This is a genomic window from Thiorhodococcus minor (assembly GCF_010820565.1).
Lineage (GTDB): Bacteria > Pseudomonadota > Gammaproteobacteria > Chromatiales > Chromatiaceae > Thiorhodococcus > Thiorhodococcus minor.
On the sequence record NZ_JAAIJQ010000230.1, the window covers coordinates 1 to 1,823 of the forward strand.

At 63.7% G+C, this 1,823-nt stretch carries 2 protein-coding genes; both read left to right on the forward strand.

Translation table 11 applies throughout. The annotated features are described in order from the left end of the window. Positions 1-64: 64 nt before the first annotated feature. A complete protein-coding gene (locus tag G3446_RS26540; protein ID WP_164456658.1) occupies positions 65-1,132 on the forward strand; it encodes a tyrosine-type recombinase/integrase in 1,068 nt (355 codons plus the stop codon). Next, positions 1,129-1,823, forward strand: a 695-nt coding sequence (locus tag G3446_RS26545; protein ID WP_164456659.1) for a tyrosine-type recombinase/integrase, incomplete at its 3' end; no start/stop codon positions are given. The genes G3446_RS26540 and G3446_RS26545, both read left to right, overlap by 4 nt.

Sequence of the window (1,823 nt, forward strand, 5' to 3'; positions counted from 1 at the left end):
GACCCGGCATTATTCTGATTGTTTCCCAGTGGCAAGTCATCCGATTAGCCACAGAGGAAACAGCATGAACGAGCACTGCGGTCTCAAACCGGTCGTGTTGGAGAAGTTGCAGGCGGGCCTGTTAGCGCCCCATCTCGCGGCGCTCAGCCGTGAGCTCTCCGAGCGCGGATACGCGATCGCGACATCGAACTACGCCCTGCGGTTGTTCGCGACGGCAGGGATCTGGCTTGAATCGTCTGATCACAGGATCCTTGACCTGGATGAGGCCGTCCTTGACGCCTTCTTAGCGGAGCGTTATCGCCACTTCAAGCCACGTAGCGAAGACCACCCGATGCTGGCGTTCTTGCTGGCGTGCTTGCGCCGGACAGGTGTCCTCCTACCGCCTTCGGAGTCACCAGATCTTGATCCGAACGCTCCGATTCGGGAGGCGTTTCGCACCCATCTGATCAACCAGCGCAATTTGGTCCCAGAGACGGTCAGCACCTATCTGGATACGGTCACGCGCTTTCTCGACTGGCGCTTTGGGGCGCAATCGCCACCGGTTTTGACTGACCTCAGCGCTGAGGATGTCAACGCCTTCATGCTCGAGCAGGCGCGCCGCTACAGTGCCGGGCACACCCAACTGATCGCCAGTGCGTTGCGCGGATTCCTGCGCTTTCTGCTGCAGCACGGCATCCTGGCCATCGATCTGGCGCAAGCCGTGCCAGCACCGGCGCGCCGGCACTTAGCGGGCTTACCGAAGTTCATGCCGGCTGAGGATGTCGAGCGCTTGCCCTTACCGTGGGACGTCGGCGAAGCGCTCAGCCGTTATCTACGCGATGCCCGACCAGCGTGCAGTACCCGCCAGGTCTTTGTCTGTCTGCGCGCCCCACGGCGTGGCTTCCAAGCCGGCAACGCCGTCGGAACCATCGTGCGCCGCGCGTTGGCCCGCGCCGATCTGCATCCGCCCCATCAGGGCGCCCATCTGCTGCGGCATTCGCTGGCCACCCGGTTACTGCGCGAGGGTGCGTCTCTGGTCGAAATCGGGGAGCTATTACGCCACCAAAACCTCGACACCACGCGGATCTACGCGAAGGTCGATGAGCCGGCGTTGCGCCGACTGGCGCCGCCTTGGCCGGGAGGTGTGCAATGAAGACCTTGGCACACGCCCTCGAAGAGTACCTGGCCTTACGCCGCGCGCTCGGCTTTAAGATGGATGACGCGCAGCGCTTGCTGTCGCGCTTCCTGGCCTTTCTCGAACAGCACGGCTGCGCGCACATCACCAGCGAGTTGGCACTGCAGTGGGCGACGCAGTCGCCGACAGCCTCGCCCGCCGAAGGGACTCGGCGCTTGACGCTCGTGCGTGGCTTCGCCCGCTTTCGTGCCGCCATGGATCCCCAGACCCAGATTCCCGCAATCGGGCTCCTGAGTGCCCGCCCACAACGGGCCGTCCCGTATCTCTATACCGACACCGAAGTCGTGCGGCTGCTGGAGGCTGCTGCCCAATTGCACTCACCGACCGGATTGCGTGCCCAAACCGCCGTCACCGCCTTGGGGCTGCTGAGCGTGACCGGGATGCGCGTCGGCGAGCTGCTCGCGCTCGATGATACCGACGTCGATCTCACCCTCGGTGAGGTGACGATCCGCCATGGCAAGTTCGACAAGGCGCGGGTGCTGCCGCTGCACGCGACCACCCAGGAAGTTCTCCGCGCCTATGTGGTCGCTCGCCATCGCGTCTTTCCGAGCGCGCCCACACCAAGCTTTCTGATCTCCGAGCAGGGGACACGACTCAGTCAGTGGAGTCTGCGATACACCTTTGTGAAGCTGTCGCGCCAGATCGGTCT

Coding starts and splice junctions, on each gene's coding strand:
- G3446_RS26540 (WP_164456658.1), top strand. CDS start 65: ATGAACGAGCACTGCGGTCTCAAACCGGTCGTGTTGGAGAAGTTGCAG.